The organism is Streptomyces sp. NPDC090045 (assembly GCF_044747975.1).
Taxonomy (GTDB): domain Bacteria; phylum Actinomycetota; class Actinomycetes; order Streptomycetales; family Streptomycetaceae; genus Streptomyces.
Genome location: NZ_JBIVFA010000002.1, coordinates 598988 through 613221 on the forward strand (window position 1 = coordinate 598988; position 14234 = coordinate 613221).

General features: G+C 70.8%; 14 protein-coding genes. 6 read left to right on the forward strand and 8 right to left on the reverse strand.

The features are described 5' to 3' along the window. Positions 1 to 47: 47 nt before the first annotated feature. Positions 48 to 1085, reverse strand: a complete 1038-nt coding sequence (gene mgrA, locus ACIPYQ_RS07815) for an L-glyceraldehyde 3-phosphate reductase (protein WP_401247250.1) — start codon at positions 1083 to 1085, stop codon at positions 48 to 50. A gap of 127 nt (positions 1086 to 1212) precedes the next feature. Between mgrA and ACIPYQ_RS07820 the strand changes: the two genes are divergently transcribed. The 5 genes from ACIPYQ_RS07820 (at position 1213) to ACIPYQ_RS07840 (ending at position 7061) form a co-directional block, all read left to right on the forward strand. Then, the gene (locus ACIPYQ_RS07820; protein ID WP_361769720.1) at positions 1213 to 1974 is read left to right on the forward strand and encodes an isoprenyl transferase; all 762 of its coding nucleotides are present in this window, start codon (positions 1213 to 1215) and stop codon (positions 1972 to 1974) included. Positions 1975 to 2297: 323 nt separating this feature from the next. Beyond that, on the forward strand, positions 2298 to 3614 hold the full coding sequence (locus ACIPYQ_RS07825) for a PhoH family protein (RefSeq protein WP_361769722.1): 1317 nt from the start codon (positions 2298 to 2300) through the stop codon (positions 3612 to 3614). Positions 3615 to 4050: 436 nt separating this feature from the next. Beyond that, a complete protein-coding gene (locus ACIPYQ_RS07830) occupies positions 4051 to 4746 on the forward strand; it encodes a transglycosylase SLT domain-containing protein (RefSeq protein WP_361769724.1) in 696 nt (231 codons plus the stop codon). A gap of 106 nt (positions 4747 to 4852) precedes the next feature. Further along, positions 4853 to 6235, forward strand: coding sequence for an AI-2E family transporter (locus ACIPYQ_RS07835; RefSeq protein WP_401247255.1), 1383 nt, complete (start codon positions 4853 to 4855; stop codon positions 6233 to 6235). Between the two features lie 118 nt (positions 6236 to 6353). Then, positions 6354 to 7061, forward strand: coding sequence for a hypothetical protein (locus ACIPYQ_RS07840; RefSeq protein ID WP_401247258.1), 708 nt, complete (start codon positions 6354 to 6356; stop codon positions 7059 to 7061). Positions 7062 to 7120: 59 nt separating this feature from the next. Here the strand turns inward: ACIPYQ_RS07840 and ACIPYQ_RS07845 are convergent, their stop codons facing one another. Both ACIPYQ_RS07845 and ACIPYQ_RS07850 read right to left on the reverse strand, forming a co-directional pair. Further along, positions 7121 to 7657: an alkyl hydroperoxide reductase gene (locus tag ACIPYQ_RS07845; RefSeq protein ID WP_401247261.1), complete on the reverse strand. Its 537-nt coding sequence runs from the start codon at positions 7655 to 7657 to the stop codon at positions 7121 to 7123. A 3-nt stretch (positions 7658 to 7660) separates the two neighbouring features. After that, complete coding sequence (locus tag ACIPYQ_RS07850; RefSeq protein WP_030713953.1) at positions 7661 to 8215, reverse strand: peroxiredoxin; 555 nt, start codon at positions 8213 to 8215, stop codon at positions 7661 to 7663. 136 nt (positions 8216 to 8351) lie between these two features. On the opposite strand from ACIPYQ_RS07850, the gene ACIPYQ_RS07855 reads away from it, so the two are divergent. Next, positions 8352 to 9299, forward strand: coding sequence for a hydrogen peroxide-inducible genes activator (locus ACIPYQ_RS07855; RefSeq protein WP_361769732.1), 948 nt, complete (start codon positions 8352 to 8354; stop codon positions 9297 to 9299). A gap of 70 nt (positions 9300 to 9369) precedes the next feature. On the opposite strand, the gene ACIPYQ_RS07860 is transcribed toward ACIPYQ_RS07855, so the two are convergent. The 5 genes from ACIPYQ_RS07860 to ACIPYQ_RS07880 form a co-directional block, all read right to left on the reverse strand. Next, positions 9370 to 11727 (reverse strand): FtsX-like permease family protein, encoded by a 2358-nt coding sequence (locus ACIPYQ_RS07860; RefSeq protein WP_401247265.1) that lies wholly within the window; start codon positions 11725 to 11727, stop codon positions 9370 to 9372. Continuing rightward, positions 11724 to 12410: an ABC transporter ATP-binding protein gene (locus tag ACIPYQ_RS07865; protein ID WP_401247707.1), complete on the reverse strand. Its 687-nt coding sequence runs from the start codon at positions 12408 to 12410 to the stop codon at positions 11724 to 11726. Before ACIPYQ_RS07865 ends, ACIPYQ_RS07860 begins: the two co-directional genes overlap by 4 nt. Further along, on the reverse strand, positions 12410 to 12934 hold the full coding sequence (locus ACIPYQ_RS07870) for a PadR family transcriptional regulator (RefSeq protein WP_361769738.1): 525 nt from the start codon (positions 12932 to 12934) through the stop codon (positions 12410 to 12412). Before ACIPYQ_RS07870 ends, ACIPYQ_RS07865 begins: the two co-directional genes overlap by 1 nt. Before the next feature lie 94 nt (positions 12935 to 13028). Beyond that, a complete protein-coding gene (locus ACIPYQ_RS07875) occupies positions 13029 to 13265 on the reverse strand; it encodes a hypothetical protein (protein ID WP_361769739.1) in 237 nt (78 codons plus the stop codon). After that, a complete protein-coding gene (locus tag ACIPYQ_RS07880) occupies positions 13262 to 14170 on the reverse strand; it encodes an SPFH domain-containing protein (RefSeq protein ID WP_401247710.1) in 909 nt (302 codons plus the stop codon). Before ACIPYQ_RS07880 ends, ACIPYQ_RS07875 begins: the two co-directional genes overlap by 4 nt. Positions 14171 to 14234 lie beyond the last annotated feature (64 nt).

The following is a 14234-nucleotide window of genomic DNA, read 5'->3' on the forward strand; positions in this document are numbered from 1 at the left end:
TTTTCGTTTCTCCGCCGTTCCACCGGGCGGCGAGACGAATGCGCAGGTCAGCCGCGCTGGGCCCAGATGTTGGTGCCGGGGGTGGACACCGCGAAGGAGTCGATCTCCTTCAACTCGGCCTCGGAGAGCGGCGCGGACGCCAGCGCGGCCACGTTCTCCTCCAGCTGCTTCACGCTGGAAGCGCCGATCAGCGCCGAGGTCATCCGGTCGTCGCGCAGCACCCACTTGAGTGCCAGCTGGGCCAGGGACTGGCCGCGGCGGGCCGCGATCTCGTTCAGCCCGGACAGCCGGCGCAGCACCTCGTCCGACAGCAGGTCCGGGTTGAGGGACTTGCCCTGGGCGGCGCGCGAGTCCGCCGGGATGCCCTTCAGGTACTTGCCGGTCAGCATCCCCTGCGCGAGCGGCGCGAAGGAGATGCACCCCATCCCGGAGTCCTCCAGGGTGTCCAGCAGCCCGTCCTCCTCCGTCCAGCGGTTGATCATGGAGTACGAGGGCTGGTGGATGAGGGGGCGCACGCCCATGCCGCGCAGGATCCGCACGGCCTCCGCCGTCTGCTCCGCCGTGTACGAGGAGACGCCCACGTACAGCGCCTTGCCCTGCTGGACCGCGGACGCGAGGGCGCCCATGGTCTCCTCCAGCGGGGTCTCCGGGTCGAAGCGGTGCGAGTAGAAGATGTCGACGTAGTCCACGCCCATCCGCTTCAGCGAGGCGTCGAGCGAGCTGAGCAGGTACTTCCGGCTGCCCCACTCGCCGTACGGCCCCTCGTGCATGAAGTAGCCGGCCTTGGTGGAGAGGATCAGCTGGTCGCGGTAGGACGCGAAGTCCTGCGCGAAGATCTTGCCGAAGTTCAGCTCGGCCGAGCCGGGCGGCGGTCCGTAGTTGTTCGCCAGGTCGAAGTGGGTGACGCCGAGGTCGAAGGCGCGGCGCAGGATCCCCCGCTGGGACTCCAGGGACTTGTCGTCGCCGAAGTTGTGCCAGAGGCCGAGGGAGATCGCGGGGAGCTTGAGGCCGCTGTGGCCGGTGCGCCGGTACTCCATGGAGTCGTAGCGCGAGGGCTCTGCCCGATAGGGATTGGTATCAGTCACGTTGTCCTCCCTATCACGGACTTGTGACAGACCGAGTTGGGTACCCCGTCCCACCGCGCAGTAATGTGGCCGCCTCGGGGGAGACCGCACATGGCACGGGGGCATTGCACGGAGGGGCTGGAAGATCGTGAAGCTGCGCGACCTGGTGTACAGGCTTTACGCACGCCGGGTGGAAGGCCGCCTCGACCACGACGCGGCGCCCAAGCACATCGGCGTCATCCTGGACGGGAACAGGCGCTGGGCCAAGGCCTCGGGGAGCTCCACGGTGCAGGGCCATCAGGCCGGCGCCGACAAGATCTCCGAGATGCTCGGCTGGTGCACCGAGACGGACGTCGAGGTCGTCACCCTGTGGATGCTGTCCACCGACAACCTGGACCGGCCCGAGGTCGAGCTCCGCCCACTGCTCAACATCATCGAGAACACCGTGCGGGGCCTCGCCGCGGACGGCCGCTGGCGCGTCCACCATGTCGGCAACCTCGACATCCTGCCCGCCGGGACGCAGACGGTGCTCAAGGAGGCCGAGCAGGCCACCCACGACGTCGACGGCATACTCGTCAACGTCGCCGTCGGCTACGGCGGCCGGCAGGAGATCGCGGACGCGGTCCGCTCGCTGCTCCTGGAGCACGCGCGGAAGGGCACCTCCTTCGAGGAGCTCGCCGAGATCCTCGACATCGACCACATCGCCGAGCACCTCTACACGCGCGGCCAGCCCGACCCGGACCTCGTGATCCGCACCAGCGGCGAGCAGCGGCTGTCCGGATTCATGCTGTGGCAGAGCGCGCACTCCGAGTACTACTTCTGCGAAGTCTTCTGGCCGGCCTTCCGCAAGGTCGACTTCCTGCGGGCCCTGCGCGACTACGCGGCCCGCCACCGGCGCTACGGCACCTGAGCCCCGCAGTACCCCGCGGGCAGTCGCAGCTCCCCCTCGGCCCCCTCCCGGAACCCTTCACCAGGGATTCACCGAGCGTCCGTCATATGCCATGGCATGGCCTGGCCTGATCGGGGAATATCCCTTTCAGGTCGATGCCCGATCCACGGGTGTCGAGTCTCAGCGGACGGCATGGGGTCGTCCGCCCGGGAGGCCCTTTGCACCAGGACGCACGTGCGGTTCGCACGGACGGAGTGGGAGGGCCGGAAATCGGCCCCGGCATGGGTGCCGATGACCGGTCCGGTCTTCATGGCCCGACCTCTTCCGAGGGGGTACGTCCTTCCGTGGTGACCAGCACAAAGCGCCGCCTGCCCGACAGGCGGACCTACGTCCTCGACACCAGCGTCCTGCTGGCAGACCCCAACGCGATCTCCCGCTTCGACGAGCACGAGGTCGTGCTCCCGATCGTGGTGATCACCGAGCTGGAGGCAAAGAGGCACCATCCCGAACTCGGCTACTTCGCGCGCCAGGCCCTGCGCCTGCTCGACGACTTCCGGGTCCGGAACGGCCGCCTCGACGCCCCCATCCCGCTGGGCGATCTGGGCGGCACCCTGCGTGTCGAGCTCAACCACTCCGACCCGGGTGTCCTGCCCGCCGGCTTCCGACTGGGGGACAACGACTCGCGGATCCTCGCCGTCGCCCGCAATCTGCAGGCCGAGGGCTACGACGTCACGGTGGTCTCGAAGGATCTCCCGCTGCGCATCAAGGCCTCCTCCGTCGGGCTGATCGCGGAGGAGTACCGGGCGGAGCTCGCGATCACCGATGCCGGCTGGACGGGCATGAGCGAAGTCGCCCTCTCCGGAGAGCAGGTGGACCTCCTCTACTCGGAAGAGCGGCTCTACGTCCCGGAGGTCGCCGAACTGCCCGTGCACACCGGACTGGTCCTGCAGTCCGAGCGCGGCAAGGCGCTCGGCCGGGTCACCGCGGACGGCAACGTGAAGCTCGTACGGGGCGACCGCGAAGCCTTCGGGCTGCACGGCCGCAGCGCCGAGCAGCGCATCGCGCTCGACCTCCTCCTCGACCCCGAGATCGGGATCATCTCGATGGGAGGCCGGGCCGGCACCGGAAAGTCCGCGCTGGCCCTGTGCGCCGGCCTGGAGGCGGTGCTGGAGCGGAGGCAGCATCAGAAGGTGATGGTCTTCCGGCCGCTGTACGCGGTGGGCGGCCAGGACCTCGGCTACCTGCCCGGGGACGCCTCCGAGAAGATGAGCCCCTGGGCGCAGGCGGTCTTCGACACCCTCTCGGCGGTCGCCGGGCGCGAGGTCATCGAGGAGGTGCTGAACCGCGGGATGCTGGAGGTCCTGCCGCTCACGCACATCCGCGGCCGTTCGCTGCACGACGCCTTCGTGATCGTGGACGAGGCGCAGTCGCTGGAGCGGAACGTCCTGCTGACCGTTCTGTCCCGGATCGGGGCGAATTCGCGGGTTGTTCTGACCCACGACGTGGCTCAGCGGGACAACCTGCGGGTGGGCCGGTACGACGGAGTCGTCGCCGTGGTCGAGAAGTTGAAGGGACATCCGCTCTTCGCGCACGTCACGCTCACGCGGTCCGAGCGCTCCCCGATCGCCGCCCTGGTCACCGAGATGCTCGAAACCCTCTGACCCCGGCGGCCCCCTCCAGGGCCGTCGAAACGGTCAAAAACCTCATAGCGGGAAGGTGAGTTGGCGCCGCCCGGCAAAGGCCCGAGAGCCTAGCCGGGCGGCGTCGTGCTGCACAGCCCTTTGGCGAAATCGACGGCGACATGCCAGGTGTGACCTTTCCCACGCATCGGAGAATTGCCTTGCGGTGTCGCGTTCCGGCAGAGTCTGGTTTCCGTCAGGCCCCGCATACGGCACATCTGTATCTCCCTTGAGGTACACGCAGCACCACAACTCCACAGTCGAATGCCGTATGCCGCCCGGAGTTTCACGGAGCAGCCCCCGCGAGGGAGTTGCCCACGGGCCCGCGCCTCCAGTGACCGTAGAACCACGGAGGCCAGTGTCGAGGGGCACTTTTGCGCCCGCGCGGTCACTGCGGACGCTGCTGGAAGGACACCGTGTGAGCCGGATCTCGGTCCGGGGGTTCGCCGTGGCTTCGGCCACCGCGGTCACCACCGTCGGCGCAGTCGTGGGCGTTGCCACCGGCGACCCCACGAACGATCTCGAGACGACCGCTTCCGGCGCGACTCTCCTTGCCGAAATCCCGGTCGGCGATCAGGCGCAGGTCCAGAGCGCGTCCCTGACGCAGCAGGCCGACACCATCGCCCACGCCGCCGACGCCGACGCCAAGCGCTCGGCCGAGGAGGCAGCCCGCCTGCAGGCCGCCGAGGACGCCAAGTCCAAGAAGGCCGAAGCGCAGAAGGCCGCGGACGAGAAGGCGAAGAAGGAGCGCGAGGCGAAGGAAGAGGTCGCCAGCCGCTCCGCCGCCCGCGACGCCGGCGACTTCGCCCCGCAGAGCTCCTACACGGTCGCCCAGGTCAAGGCCATCGCCCAGCAGATGGTCCCGGCCGGCCAGTTCCAGTGCTTCTCGAAGATCATCAACCAGGAATCCACCTGGAACTACCTGGCCGTGAACAAGTCCTCCGGGGCCTACGGTCTGGTCCAGGCGCTGCCCGGTTCGAAGATGGCCTCGGCCGGCGCGGACTGGCGCACCAACCCCGCCACGCAGATCAAGTGGGGCCTGAACTACATGGAAGACCGCTACGGCAGCCCCTGTGCCGCATGGACCTTCCACCAGGCCAACGGCTGGTACTAGAGCACGCTCAACCCCGGGGAGCCCCGCACCGTCCTACGGTGCGGGGCTCCTCGCGTGTACGGTCTTCGGGGTGCGCCCGTAGACGGGGGCGGGGGAAGGAAGTGACATGGCGAAGCGGGAAGGCTGGCTCGGCCGGCTCGGGAACAAGCTGAACCGGATGGAGGCGCGGCTCAACGAGCGGCGCGCCGAGGTCGAGGCCGAGACCACCGGGGACCCGCGGCGTGCCGCCGCGCCCGGGCCGGCCGCCCCCGAGCCGCCCGCCACCGCGACGGCCGCGCCCGCGCCGCCCGTTGCCGCCCCGCCGGCCCCCGCGTCCCACCCGGCCGCGCCGGCCGTCCCCGAGCGCCCCGACCCGGCGAGCGTGGTCCCGTGGGGGATGCGCGTCGCCGCCGAGGCCAGCTGGCGGCTGCTGCTGCTCGCCGGGATGCTCTGGGTGCTGATGAAGGTGATCAGTGAAGTCCGCCTGGTCGTCCTCGCCTTCGCCGCCGCCATGCTCGTCACCGCGATGCTCCAGCCCTTCGTCGTCCGGCTGCGCCGGCTGGGCCTGCCGCGGGGGCTGGCCACGGCCGTCACGGCGATCCTCGGCTTCGTCGTCATCGGGCTCGTCGGCTGGTTCGTGGTCTGGCAGGTCATGGAGAACCTCGACGACCTCTCCGACCGGGTCCGCGACGGCATCAACGAGCTCAAGCTCTGGGCACTGGACAGTCCGTTCCACGTGACCGAGAAGCAGATCAACGACATCGCGAAGAACCTCAGCGAGACCATCGGCACGAACACCGAGCAGATCACCTCCGCCGGACTGCAGGGCGTGACGGTCCTCGTCGAGGTCCTCACCGGCATCCTGCTCGCGATGTTCTCGACGCTCTTCCTGCTCTACGACGGCAAGCGCATCTGGAACTGGGCCCTGGGCCTCGTCCCGGCCGCCGCCCGGGCCGGTGTCGCCGGGGCCGGTCCGCGGGCCTGGCGCACGCTGACCGCGTACGTGCGCGGCACGGTCATCGTCGCCCTCATCGACGCCATCTTCATCGGCCTCGGCATCTACTTCCTGGACGTGCCGATGGCGGTGCCGCTGGCCGTCTTCATCTTCCTGTTCGCCTTCATCCCGCTGGTCGGCGCGGTGGTCTCGGGGGCCCTCGCGGTGGTCGTGGCGCTCGTCACCCAGGGCGTGTTCACCGCCCTGATGGTGCTGCTCGTGGTGCTGGCGGTGCAGCAGATCGAGGGGCACGTGCTGCAGCCCTTCATCCTCGGCCGGGCGGTACGGGTGCACCCGCTCGCGGTGGTGCTCGCGGTGGCCGCCGGCGGCATGATCGCGGGCATCGGCGGTGCGGTGGTCGCCGTTCCGCTGGTGGCGGTCACCAACACGGTGGTCGGATACCTGAAGGCGTACTCGCGCGAGCAGCTCCACCACGGAGCCGGCATGGTCGGCCCGGCCCCGCACGGCTCGACGGCCCTGGGCGTCGTGCCCGACAGCACGGACCGCAGGTCCTAGCCCGTCCCGGTCGAAGGCCGAAGAACGACCGACTCGCCACTCACGCCACCGCGGTCCGGGCGGCGATGATCAAGGACGTGCGCGAGCTCACGGCTGCGCTGAGGACTGGGGGAACGGGATGATCACAGAGCCCGAACTGGACGGGGAGTGGGAGTCGGCGCGGCCGGCCGAGGTCGCGCAGGACACCGTGGTGCGCGAGGCGCGGGGGCCCCGCCCGCCGTGGTGGTGGGTGCCGGCGGCCGTGGTGGTCACCTCCGCGCTGTGGGCGGGCGGGCTGTACGCCTACGGGGACCGGCTGGAGGAGCCGGAGATCCGCTACCGGGTCACGGACAACCTGTGCGGCCAGTTCAAGGCGCCGGCCCTGTCCGACGGGCTGGGCGGGTTCGCGAACTCCGATCCGCGCAAGGGCGGCCGGCATCCGGCCATGGACTGGGCCTCCTGCAGCCATAACAGTGACCGTTCGGCCGCCGCCGGGGAGTTCTTCGTCGTCGCCGTGGTCGAGCTGCACAAGAAGACGGATCCGGGGCCCGAGTTCGAGCTCGGCGCCCGGTACGACCGGACCATCGACGGCACCGGTGCCGACCAGTGGGAGGCGGTCCCCGGTCTGGGGGAGCAGGCTCTCCTCAGTACCCCCGGGGCCGGCGACGGCCTCCAGTTGCGGGTCCGTGACGGCGGCGCGGTGTTCATCGTCGAGGTGATGTTCTTCGGCCAGCTCGAGGACGGTCCGGAGTCGCAGCCGAAGCCCTCGGTACGGCCCGACCGGGACGTGCTGGCAGCGGCTGCGGTCGAGGACGCGCGGGCGCTGATGGCCGCACTCAGGAAGTGAACGCGCAGGGCCCCCGCGGCCGGAGACGGCTGCGGGGGCCCTGACGGTCGTACGCGTGCCTACTCGGCGGCGAGGACGGCCTCGGCGTCGAGGGTGACCGCGACGGCCTGGATCACCGAGGCGATCTTGAAGGCCTCCTGGATCGTCTCGCGGTCGACGCCGGCCTTGCGCAGGACCTGCTCGTGCGAGTCCAGGCACTGGCCGCAGCCGTTGACCGCGGAGACCGCGAGCGACCACAGCTCGAAGTCGACCTTCTCCACGCCCGGGTTGCCGATGACGTTCATCCGCAGGCCCGCGCGCAGCGTGCCGTACTCCGGGTCGGAGAGCAGGTGCCGCGTGCGGTAGAAGACGTTGTTCATCGCCATGATCGCGGCGGCGGACTTGGCGGCGGTGTACGCCTCCGGGGAGAGGTTCGCCTTCGCCTCGGGCTCCAGCTCACGCAGGACGCGCGGGGAACGGGCGGCGATCGCGCAGGACAGGACGGTGCCCCACAGCTGCTGCTGCGGGAGGTCGCTGTTGCCGATGACCGAACCGAGGTTCAGCTTCAGGTCCTTGGCGAAGTCCGGTATGGCCGACTTCAGGGAGTCCAGGGACATCCGTCACTCACCGGCCAGCAGCGCGCCGGCGTCGATGGTGGCCTCGCCCTTGTTCCAGTTGCAGGGGCACAGCTCGTCGGTCTGCAGGGCGTCGAGGACCCGCAGGACCTCCTTGGGGTTACGGCCCACGGAACCGGCGGTCACCATCGAGAACTGGATCTCGTTGTTCGGGTCCACGATGAAGACGGCGCGCATCGGGAGGCCGTCCTCGCCGAGGATGCCCAGCTCGGCCGACAGCTCGCGCTTGATGTCGGACATCATCGGGAAGGGCAGGTCACGCAGGTCGGCGTGGTCCTTGCGCCAGGCGTGGTGGACGTACTCGGAGTCCAGGGAGAAGCCGAGGACCTGCGCGTCGCGGTCGGCGAACTCGTCGTTCAGCTTGCCGAAGGCGGCGATCTCGGTCGGGCACACGAAGGTGAAGTCGAGCGGCCAGGCGAAGACGACCTTCCACTTGCCCTCGTAGGTCTTGTGGTCGATCTGCGCGAACTCGGCTCCGGCCTCGAGCGAGACACAGGCGGTCAGGTCGAAGGCGGGGAACTTGTCACCAACAGTGAGCACGCGCTCTCCTTGAGAAAAGGAAAATAGCCCCTTTTGGGGGTTTTCCGATGGGGTTGGACGTATCTCACATGCTGACACACCTGCATTGATTGTAGAAATAGCTAGTCTTGTGGCGGGTGATCGGAGGTACCTATCAGTGGCCGTTGGTAATAGGGGAGCGAAGCAGGCGACCCTCGCACAGTTGCGCGCCTTCGCGGCCGTCGCCGAGCACCTGCACTTCCGGGACGCCGCGGCGGCCATCGGGATGAGCCAGCCGGCGCTCTCCGGAGCCGTCTCCGCGCTGGAGGAGGCCCTCGGCGTGCAGCTGCTGGAGCGCACCACCCGCAAGGTGCTGCTCTCCCCGGCGGGCGAGCGGATCGCGGCCCGGGCGCAGGTGGTGCTCGACGCGATGGGCGGGCTGCTGGAGGAGGCCGAGGCGGTACGGGCCCCCTTCACCGGGATCCTGCGGTTCGGGGTGATCCCCACCGTGGCCCCGTACCTGTTGCCGACCGTGCTCGGGCTGTTCCACCGGCGCTACCCCCGGATGGACCTCCAGGTGCACGAGGAGCAGACCGCCACCCTGCTGGAGGGGCTGGCCACCGGACGCCTGGACCTGCTCCTGCTGGCGGTGCCGCTGGGGGTCCCGGGGGTCACCGAACTGCCCGTGTTCGACGAGGACTTCGTGCTGCTCGCGCCCAGGGAGCACGCGCTGGCCGGGCGCCGGGACATCCCGCTGGAGGAACTGCGGGGGCTGCAGCTGCTGTTGCTGGACGAAGGGCACTGTCTGCGGGACCAGGCCCTCGACATCTGCCGGGAGGCGGGGCGCACCACCGGGGCGGACGTGACGACGACCGCCGCCGGGCTCTCCACCCTCGTCCAGCTGGTCGCCGGGGGGCTGGGCGTGACGCTGCTGCCGCGCTCCGCGCTGCGCCTGGAGACCGCCCGCAACGAGTACCTGTCCACCGGGTACTTCGCCGAGCCCGCGCCCTCGCGGCGGATCGCCCTGGCCATGCGCACCGGGACCGCCCGCCAGGAGGAGTTCCGGACGATCGCCGCCGCGCTGCGCGAAGCCGTACGCCCGCTCCCGGTGTGGCCCACCGACTAGGGGGAGTCGCGGGGGTCACCGGGAACGGGCGTACGGGATCAGGGGCGTTCGGCGTCAGGTGCGTACGGGGTCACTCCGTGCGCAGGCCGTCCGGACGCATCAGCCGCAGCAGCGGCGGCAGGCTGAGCAGGGTCACCACGACCACCACGCCCGCGCCGGCCGCCGTCATCCCGAGCACCGACGCCCAGTCGATCCGGACCGGCTGGGCGGCCATGCTCATCAGGACGGCGCCCAGCCCCACGCCCGCCCCGGCCGCCAGCACCAGGCCCAGCACGATCGGCACGGCCGTCTGCCACAGCACCGACAGGCTCAGCGTGGAGCGCTTGGTGCCGAAGGCGACCAGGGAGGAGAGCAGCCGCCGGCGCTCGCGCAACTGCTCCAGCTGGGAGACGAGCAGGCTTCCGCCGATCAGGACCAGTACGGCGGTGGCGCCGAAGAACAGCCCCGTGCGGATCGAGGAGTAGCCGGCGACCTCCGTGCTGTGCCGCAGGGTCATCGCCGTGACGAACGGGTCCGCCTTGAAGACGGCGGTGCGCGCCCGGTCCAGGGCGTCCGGGCCGGATTCGTCGACCTGGACGAAGATCCGCGCGTTCGGGTAGTCACCGGTCTCCTTGGGCGCGGCCGACGGGGTGACCAGCAGGCCGCCGCGCAGCTCCCCGGTGGGGTCCTCCCGGCTGGGGACCGTACGGGCGTCCGCGGGGACCTTCCACTTCGCCGGAGCGGGGCGGTCGGCCTTCACGGATCCGTACGCGTACCCCCTGACGTCGCCGACGAACACCTCGTCGCCGGGCTTCGCCGTGGCTCCGTAGACGGCGTCCTTCGTGGGGGAGCCGGTCAGGACGAAGGAGTCGCCCTCCTTGCAGGAGTCGAGCGTCGCGACCTCGCCGAGCGCGTCGCAGGTGCCGATGGTCACCTGGACCGTCTCCTCGGCGGGCACCTGGTGGGCGACCTGCGTGGTGGTCAGCGGGACGGCGCGGGTGACGCCCGGCACGGCGGAGATCCGCTGCGCGAGGTCGTCCAGGCGCGCCTCCGAACCGCGGTTGAGGATGACCGCGACGGCGGCCCTGCCGGGATCCTGGCCGGTCGGCTTGGTGTAGTCGCCCTCGACGCCCGCGAAGAGCATCTGGAGGGCGATGGCGCCCGCGACGGCCACGGCGATGCCGTTGACGAGGCGGGCGGCGGCGCCGCTGTTGACCTGGAGCCGGCGCACGGCCAGCTGCCAGGAGACCGGGCCGGCGGACATCCTCGCGACGAAACGTTCCAGCAGCCAGGGGAGCAGCACGGTGATCCCGACCAGCAGCAGCACCACCCCTCCGGAGACCTGCCACTGGTTGAACCTGCCGTGGTTGTTTCCGCGGCCGCCCATGGGCACGAGCAGGCCGAGCCCGATCAGCGGGAGCAGCAGCCGCCACCAGATGCGGCGCCGGGCGGGCTTGGCCGTACGGACGACGCCCAGCGGCTCGATGACCACGCCGCGCAGTGCGAACAGGGTCACGGCCACCGCCGCCGCCGGCACCGCGAGGGAGACCAGGACGGCGAGCCAGGGGGCCGGGTCGAGGTCGGCGGGGAAGACGCTGCGCTGCCGGAGACTGACGCTGCCGACCAGGGAGCGGCCCACGGCGAAGAAGCCGGTACCCAGCACCAGTCCGACCAGCGAGCCGGCCAGCGCCTCGCCGGCCGCGATCCGGCGCACCATCCTGCTGTCGGCGCCCACCAGCCGCAGCGCGGCGAGCCGCCGGTCGCGCCGGTCGCCGCCGAATCGGACGGCGGTGGCGATGAAGACGGCGACGGGCATCAGCAGGGCGACGAACGTCAGGACGACCATCAGCATGAGCACGGGGTCCAGGCCCTCGCGCTCCGCGTCGTAGCCGAAGCTGGTGACGCGCTCGACGCGGTGGTCCTCGGGGCCGTTCTGCCGGAGGGTGTCGCTGCCCAGGTAGAAGAGCAGTTCGCCGGGGCCGACCAGCCCCGGGTCGCCGACGATCTCGCTGACCCGCGCGTCGAGCCGCTCGCGCAGCAGGGCGCCGTCGGAGGACTTCAGCAACGCGTCGAGGGCGGGGGAGAGGGCCATCTCGCCCGGGCCGGGGATCCGCTTCAGGCCGGGCGGCACCGGGGCGTCCGGGCCCTCGGCCCGGACCATGTGCCCCTCGATGTCCTTCCGGTGGTACGTCTGGCGGAGGCCGGCGATCAGCAGGGTGTCGGGGCCGGGCGCGTCGGCCCGCTCGGAGCTCATCGTCGACCGTGCGTCGCCGCGCTCGTAGCGCGCGGAGAGGGCGCCGGGGATCGCGGTGCTGATCAGCAGCAGCGCGACGCCGAGACCGACGCCGACACCGGTGAGCAGGGTGCGGATCCATCCCTCGCGGCCGCCGCCGAAGGCGAAGCGGGTGCCCATGCCGAGATCGCGGGCCCAGACCCGGAGCCGGCTCATACGATCCGCTCCATGTCGCGGGACTTCCCGTCGCGCACGACGATCTCGCGGTCGGAGTAGGCGGCCACGCGCGTCTCGTGCGTGACGAGCACGACGGCGGCGTTCGCGGACCGGGCGGTCTCCGTGAGCAGCTGCATGACGAGTTCGCCGTTGAGGGAGTCGAGGGCTCCGGTGGGCTCGTCGGCGAAGATCACCCGGGGGCGGGTGACCAGGGCGCGGGCGACCGCCACGCGCTGCCCCTGGCCGCCGGATATCTCGCCGGGCCGCTTGGCCCCGAGGTCCTCCACCTGGAGCTGCTCCATCCAGTGCAGGGCGGTGCGTTCGGCCTCCTTGCGCTTGACGCCGGTCAGGCGCAGCGGGAGGGCGACGTTCTCCACACAGGTCAACTCCGGTACGAGCTGCCCGAACTGGAAGACGAAGCCGAACTCGGTGCGGCGCAGCTCGCTGCGCTCGGCATCGTTCATGGAGGTGAGCTCGCGTCCGGCGTAGGCGATGGAGCCGGAGTCGGGCGGGACGATGCCCGCGAGGCAGTGCAGCAGCGTCGACTTGCCGGACCCGGAGGGGCCCATGACGGCGACGACCTCGCCCGGGTGGATGGAGAACTCGGCGCCGTCCAGGGCCTTGGTGGTTCCGAACGCCTTGCGCAGGTCCGTCGCGGCGAGGAGGGAACCGGCCGGGGTCATCATCGGCGGACCTCCCGCGCGAGCTGGTCGAGGCGGGCCGCGGTGAGCTCCAGCCACCGCAGGTCCGCCTCCAGGTGGAAGAGGGCGTGGTCGCAGACGAGCTGGTCGGCGATGTCGCCCTTGCGCTTGCGCTGGGTGAGGATGCGCATGAGGCGCAGGTGCTCGGCGCGCTGGGTGTCCAGCAGCTCGTCGGCGCGGCGGCCGGTGAGCAGGGCGAGGACGACCTTGGTGTAGAGGGTCGAGTGGAGGTAGGGCTCGGGCTTCTCGGGCTGGGAGAGCCAGGCCTCGACGTCGGTGATCCCGGCGTCGGTGATGGCGTACCGCTTGCGTTCGGGCCCGCCGCCGCTCTCTATGCCGTCGACCTCGACGAGGCCGTTCTTCAGGAGGCGGGACATGGTCGAGTAGACCTGTCCGTAGGCGAGGGGGCGGTCGTGACCGAATTTCTCGTCGAAGGCGCGCTTGAGGTCGTAGCCGTGGCGCGGGCCGGCCTCGAGGAGGCCCAGGAGCGTGTGACCGATGGACATGCCGGCGACTCTACACTGTGTGTATACGCGGAGTGTATAGAGGGCGGGAAAACGGGGCCGGACTGCGCCGCGCGCGGTCCGGCCCCCGGACGGGTCAGTCCGCGGACTTCGGGGGGCGGCCCCGGCGGGGAAGGGGGCCGGGGCTGGAGGGGAGGCGGCCGGCCTCGGCGAGGGCGCGGCGGAGCAGGAACTCGATCTGCGCGTTCGCGCTGCGCAGCTCCTCGCCGGCCCAGCGGGCCAGCGCCTCGTACACCTGCGGATCGAGCCGCAGCAGTACCTGCTTGCGCGCCTGCCGGCCCGCCGCGGGGCTCTGCTCGCCGCCCGGGGTCACTGGTAGAGGGTTCCCGTGTTGACCACCGGCTGGGCCGCGCGGTCGCCGCAGAGGACGACCATCAGGTTCGAGACCATGGCCGCCTTGCGTTCCGGGTCCAGCTCCACGATGTCCTGCTCCGCCAGCCGGGTCAGCGCCAGCTCGACCATGCCCACCGCACCCTCCACGATCTGCTTGCGCGCCGCCACGACCGCGCCCGCCTGCTGGCGCTGGAGCATCGCGGAGGCGATCTCCGGAGCGTACGCGAGATGCGTGAAGCGGGACTCGATGATGTGCACGCCGGCCGCGTCGACGCGCGCGTGCAGTTCGACCGCCAGCTTCTCGGTGATCTCCTCGGCGTTCCCGCGCAGCGACAGGCCGCCCTCGTCGTGCGAGTCGTACGGGTACTCGATCGCGATGTGCCGGACCGCCGCCTCGGTCTGGGTCTCGACGAACTCCGTGAAGTCGTCGACCTCGAAGGTGGCCCGCGCGGTGTCCTCCACCCGCCACACCACGACCGCCGCCAGCTCGATCGGGTTGCCGTAGGCGTCGTTGACCTTCAGGACGGCCGTCTCGTGGTTGCGCACCCGGGTGGAGATCTTCTCGCGCGAGGTGAGCGGGTTGACCCAGCGCAGTCCGTCGGCGCGGATCGTGCCCCGGTAGCGGCCGAAGAGCTGCACGACCCGGGCCTCGCCCGGCGCCACGGTGTTCAGGCCGCTCATCGCTATGACGGAGCCGAGGATCGTGAGGAAGCCGAGGGCGATCAGCGTCGCCTTGGCCGCGACGGCCGTCGCCGCCGCGCCCGCCGCGATGAGGCCCCCGCCCGCCAACAGGCCCGCCAGTCCGAGGAGTAGGGCCAGACCGCCGCCCACGCTGCGCGCGGTGAACTCCCGTACCCCGTCCGGTGTGGCGATTTGGTTCGTCATCATTTGCCCCGTTTCTCTGGTCACGGCCGCTCGGACCGTCTAGCAAATTGATATCACTTTTTTG

What these genes read in the sequence shown, in the direction of transcription:
- ACIPYQ_RS07860 (WP_401247265.1), bottom strand. Translation starts at nt 11,727, where the DNA reads ATGAGCCGGCTCCGGGTCTGGGCCCGCGATCTCGGCATGGGCACCCGC.
- ACIPYQ_RS07835 (WP_401247255.1), top strand. Translation starts at nt 4,853, where the DNA reads ATGGCGAAGCGGGAAGGCTGGCTCGGCCGGCTCGGGAACAAGCTGAAC.
- ACIPYQ_RS07840 (WP_401247258.1), top strand. Translation starts at nt 6,354, where the DNA reads ATGATCACAGAGCCCGAACTGGACGGGGAGTGGGAGTCGGCGCGGCCG.
- ACIPYQ_RS07870 (WP_361769738.1), bottom strand. Translation starts at nt 12,934, where the DNA reads ATGTCCATCGGTCACACGCTCCTGGGCCTCCTCGAGGCCGGCCCGCGC.
- ACIPYQ_RS07845 (WP_401247261.1), bottom strand. Translation starts at nt 7,657, where the DNA reads ATGTCCCTGGACTCCCTGAAGTCGGCCATACCGGACTTCGCCAAGGAC.
- ACIPYQ_RS07865 (WP_401247707.1), bottom strand. Translation starts at nt 12,410, where the DNA reads ATGACCCCGGCCGGTTCCCTCCTCGCCGCGACGGACCTGCGCAAGGCG.
- ACIPYQ_RS07880 (WP_401247710.1), bottom strand. Translation starts at nt 14,170, where the DNA reads ATGACGAACCAAATCGCCACACCGGACGGGGTACGGGAGTTCACCGCG.